Source organism: Pseudomonas auratipiscis (assembly GCF_036324085.1).
GTDB lineage: Bacteria > Pseudomonadota > Gammaproteobacteria > Pseudomonadales > Pseudomonadaceae > Aquipseudomonas > Aquipseudomonas auratipiscis.
Window position 1 is genome coordinate 1 of sequence record NZ_JAZDCU010000037.1, and the last position, 4,554, is coordinate 4,554.

At 60.2% G+C, this 4,554-nt stretch carries 5 protein-coding genes and 4 tRNA genes; all 9 read right to left on the reverse strand.

The annotated features are described in order from the left end of the window. Positions 1-439 precede the first annotated feature (439 nt). On the reverse strand, positions 440-886 hold the full coding sequence (locus V0R60_RS26660) for an Hsp20 family protein (RefSeq protein WP_136475202.1): 447 nt from the start codon (positions 884-886) through the stop codon (positions 440-442). Positions 887-1,002: 116 nt separating this feature from the next. After that, positions 1,003-1,962 (reverse strand): tRNA dihydrouridine synthase, encoded by a 960-nt coding sequence (locus tag V0R60_RS26665; RefSeq protein ID WP_330080978.1) that lies wholly within the window; start codon positions 1,960-1,962, stop codon positions 1,003-1,005. Between the two features lie 49 nt (positions 1,963-2,011). Continuing rightward, entirely contained in the window at positions 2,012-2,452 is a 441-nt protein-coding gene (locus tag V0R60_RS26670) for an acyl-CoA thioesterase (protein ID WP_136475200.1), read from the reverse strand. Positions 2,453-2,496: 44 nt separating this feature from the next. Then, complete coding sequence (locus V0R60_RS26675; protein ID WP_136475199.1) at positions 2,497-3,330, reverse strand: alpha/beta fold hydrolase; 834 nt, start codon at positions 3,328-3,330, stop codon at positions 2,497-2,499. 27 nt (positions 3,331-3,357) lie between these two features. Continuing rightward, positions 3,358-3,897 carry a TetR/AcrR family transcriptional regulator gene (locus tag V0R60_RS26680; RefSeq protein ID WP_330080979.1) on the reverse strand — a complete coding sequence of 180 codons (540 nt, stop codon included), beginning with the start codon at positions 3,895-3,897 and terminating at the stop codon, positions 3,358-3,360. A gap of 178 nt (positions 3,898-4,075) precedes the next feature. Continuing rightward, a tRNA-Glu gene (locus V0R60_RS26685) sits at positions 4,076-4,151 on the reverse strand. A gap of 44 nt (positions 4,152-4,195) precedes the next feature. Further along, a tRNA-Ala gene (locus V0R60_RS26690) sits at positions 4,196-4,271 on the reverse strand. A 52-nt stretch (positions 4,272-4,323) separates the two neighbouring features. Continuing rightward, positions 4,324-4,399 (reverse strand) — tRNA-Glu (locus tag V0R60_RS26695). Positions 4,400-4,478: 79 nt separating this feature from the next. After that, positions 4,479-4,554, reverse strand: a tRNA-Ala gene (locus tag V0R60_RS26700).

A 4,554-nucleotide genomic window follows, 5' to 3' on the forward strand; every position in this document is an offset into this window, starting at 1 on the left:
CCTTCGGCGCGGTCCCCGCGGGAGCAAGGGTGGAATGAGGGAACCCGGAGCGCAGCGTAGGGCCGGATGCAGGGACAGGGGGTTTTGCCCACTTTTGCCCCGACAAAAGTGGGTCGCCGTAAGGGCGAAACCAGCCAATAGCGCCACTGCATCAAATGAATATGCCCATCGCCACTCGAGCCACATTCCGGTGCTCACTCGCGGTCGGCCAACTGTGTAGTCGGTGACCCATACAGCCAGGTGCTGATCCATTGACGTGGGCGGTTTGGAGTCACCTTTGCGCCCTTACGGCGCATTCCCTTTGTCTTGGTGTATAGACCGGACACATGGTAGACACGTGTACGGAGACATGGTGGACACTTTCGGCACGATTTCTAGCCGGGATTTCGTGAACCATAAAAAAGGGCACCCGAAGGTGCCCTTTTTCGCAGTGCTGTACTCAGTTCAGCGCAGGCTGGCTATCGCCGTTGATCGGGATACGCTTGGCCTTGGCCTCTTCCGGAACGATGCGCAGCAGGTCGATGCTGAGCAGGCCGTTGGACAGTCCGGCAGCCTTGACCTCTATGTGGTCGGCCAGGCGGAAGGACAACTTGAACGCCCGCTGGGCAATGCCCTGATGCAAGTAGGTAACGCTTTCGGTGTTGCTGTCACGCTTGCCGCCAGTGACGGTCAGGACGCCTTTTTCCACTTGCAGGTCGAGGTCCTGCTCCTGGAAACCTGCTGCAGCAACAACAATTCGATAGTGGTCTTCGCCATGTTTTTCAACGTTGTAGGGTGGGTAGCTGCTACCCGCCTCGTTACGCGCCGCAGATTCGAACAGGTCGTTGAAACGGTCGAAGCCTACGGAATGACGGAACAGTGGAGCCAGAGAAAAAGCAGTAGTCATGGTACATCTCCTGAAAATCAGCGAGGTTGTTTAGTCCCGCGACCCGACTTCGGCATCGCGTACTCCTTAGATAAGGACCCTCGCCTGCTTTTCAAGCAACCCGACAAAAATTTTTTTCAGGCCGCCTCACTGACCGGCACACCTATCAACTGCCCAACCCGATCGCAGTCGGTTTCGCGGCGAAGTTCAGTGAACAATGCCACGGCCTCCGGGTAAGTACGGGTCAGCATGGCCACCCATTGCTTCAAGCGCCCAGGCGCCTGGCGCGGTGTCATTTGTGCCCGGGCCTGGCCCCAGAAGTCCTGGATCAGCGGTAGCAGGCTTTGCCAGTCCATCGGCACAAACGCCACGCCGTCGCGCTCTGCCGCAATCTGCCGGGCCAGATCCGGCCTGGATACCAAACCACGACCGAGCATGATGTCTTCGACACCACTGACTTCACGGCAGCGCCGCCAGTCTTCAAGGGTCCAGACCTCGCCATTGGCGTACACCGGCACCTTGACCACGTCCTGAACCTTGGCGACCCATTCCCAGTGCGCTGGTGGCTTGTAGCCGTCGACCTTGGTGCGCGCGTGCACCACCAACTGTTCGGCGCCTCCTTCGGCAAGCGCGAGCGCGCAGTCCAGGGCACCGTCAGGGCTGTCGAAGCCAAGACGCATCTTGGCGGTTACCGGAATATGCGCAGGAACCGCACGGCGCACTTCGCGCAGGATGGCGTGGAGCAGCTCCGGCTCCTTGAGCAGCACCGCCCCACCCCGGGATTTGTTCACCGTCTTGGCTGGGCAACCAAAGTTGAGGTCGATTACCGGCGCCCCTAGCTCACAGGCCAGAACCGCGTTTTCCGCCAGACAGACGGGATCGGAGCCAAGCAGCTGTACACGCAAGGGGACCCCAGCCGCCGTCTGCGCGCCCTGGCTCAGCTCGGGGGCGAGCTTGGCGAAGGTGGCAGCAGGCAACAGCCGGTCGCAAACGCGAATGAACTCGGTGACACACCAGTCGATACCGCCCACTTGGGTCAGTACGTCGCGAAGAATGTTGTCGACCAGCCCCTCCATCGGGGCCAGGGCAATTTGCATGGATTGCTACTCGGGCGAAAAAGGCCGGCAGTCTAACAAAATCCGCGTACTACAGCGCTCCGGTCATCAGCGCCGGGCCATAGCCATCGATGAACTCGCCGGGCATACGCTTGGGCCGCCCTGTGGATAACTCGATACAGACGAAGGTGGTTTGCGCGCGCAGCAAGGTGGTGCCGTCGCTGGGCCGTACCAGCTGGAAGCGCCGGGTCATTTTCAAGCGCTGATCCCAGTCAACGATCCAGGTGGCCAATTGCAACTCGTCGTCTTCATACGCCGCTGCCAGGTAATCGATCTCGTGGCGTACAACCGCCATGGCCCGGTCCAGACGCCGGTATTCGGCCAGGTCCAGGCCCAGGCGCTGTGAATGCCGCCAGGCACAACGCTCCAGCCACGTAACGTAGACCGCATTATTGGCGTGGCCGAGGCCATCGATATCGTCGGCAGCGACGCGCAGATCGATTATGAACGGTGTTGCCAGATCCCAACTCATGCCCGCTCCAGCTCTGTGATGAACGGGCAGAGTGTAACGGATGCTCAAGCCGATTGCCGTTCCAGCACCCGATCAGCCGCCAACAAAGCCATTACGCCCTCGATCAGTCGCGGATCGGAGAGCACCCGCTGATGGCCACCGTCAGGCAGCATGAGTAAACGACTGTCGAACCACGCCTGGTGAATCAGCCGAGCTTCGCTGGCCGGTATCAGGCTGTCATCTTCGGCATGCACGATCAGCGCGGGAATTTCCAACTGGTAACCACTGACATCCAGGCGCGAGACCGGTATACCGACATCCCGCTCGACCTGCCGGACAAACGCTGCCCGGGCCCGGGCCGGCATGCCCAAATGGTTGGCAAAATTGCGCAGCACGCCAAGGAATCGAGCCGGAGCGGCAACACTGACCGCCCTGTCGGCGCGCAACCCCCACTGCAGGGCGAGCATCACGCTGGAACCGCCCATGGAGTGCCCTATCACTGCCTTCAAGGGTGGCAGCTCTGCCGCCGCCTCAAGCAACGCCCGAGCGAACAGCACTACATGCGCCTGATGCCCCGGTGAATGACCGTGGGCGGGGCCCTCCAGAGCCACTGCGGTGTAGCCGGCCTGCACCAGTGTCTCGACCAGATGTGCGAACTGGGTTGGGCGCCCTTCCCAACCGTGTATCAACAACACTGTCGGTCCCTGCCCCCACCGCAGTGCCGACAGGCCGAATCGCAGGGTAATACGCTCGGCACTCGCCAGCAGTGGTAGCTCCCAGGCGCGTGGCGGTAAATTGCGCGGGGTCATGAACGCGCGGCGCATCTTACCGGCAATGTGCTCCGGTGCCAGCCGTCCAACGGTGCCGTTGACGCTACGAATCCAGCTCAAGGTATTCATCGCTTCACTCCGGTTGTTGTCGCTCGATCAGATCACCGCCGATTTGGCGGCCCGCAAGATACGGTCGGACAGCTCATCTGTGCCCAAGGCACGGGCCAGGGCCAGGCCTCCGACCATCAACGCCAGGTCAGCGAGCACCTTGTCGGCTTCCTCGGGGCTGCCAGCAAGATTTGCCATCATCAACTCAATGTGTTCGGCCAGCACTTGGCGAAAAGCGTCCGGCAGGCGTGCCATTTCGCCCAGCGCGGTCGGGAGCGGGCAGGCGCGCTCAGTGGCATCCCGGTGTTTGCGCGACAGGTAGAACGCTGCCACCAGAGCCCGGCGCTGTTCGCCGCTCATGGCCGGGTCTACCTCGGCAAGCAGGGCACGGCGCTCCGACAACAATTGACTGAAGGCTTCGAGCATCAGTGCATCCTTGCTATCGAAGTGAGCGTAAAAGCCCCCTACGGTCAGCCCTGCGGCCCCCATCACCTGATTGACGCTCGGCTCGGCCGGCCCCTGCTGAATCAGCGCACTGCAGGCGGCATCAAGAATCCGTTCGCGGGTTTTCGCCTTTTTTTCGTTCATGGCTCGCCTCCAAATATTATGTTGATAATATTATTCACATAATATTTTTCTGCAAGCGATTTCGCCGAACACGTGTGGTGAGCTGAAGGAAAGAGGGAGGGGAAACTTTTTTCGAGGAAAAAACAAAAGGCTCATTCAATAATCGAATGAGCCTTGAAATCCCACAAAGTGGGTAAAATGGCGTCCCCTAGGGGACTCGAACCCCTGTTACCGCCGTGAAAGGGCGGTGTCCTAGGCCACTAGACGAAGGGGACTTGTAACCTTCGTACAGATCCGTTTTCACGAATCCTGGCAAAATTGGTGGAGCTAAGCGGGATCGAACCGCTGACCTCCTGCATGCCATGCAGGCGCTCTCCCAGCTGAGCTATAGCCCCAGATTTCTAGCCTCGCGGCCCAGCGACTCTTTCGATATCGCTTGTGTAAAACTGGCGTCCCCTAGGGGACTCGAACCCCTGTTACCGCCGTGAAAGGGCGGTGTCCTAGGCCACTAGACGAAGGGGACGAACCTTCTTACCTTAACAACCCGGCTGCTGAGGCCCGGTTGACTTCGCATTCAGTCTAGCTGACTACGAATCGGAATTTGGTGGAGCTAAGCGGGATCGAACCGCTGACCTCCTGCATGCCATGCAGGCGCTCTCCCAGCTGAGCTATAGCCCC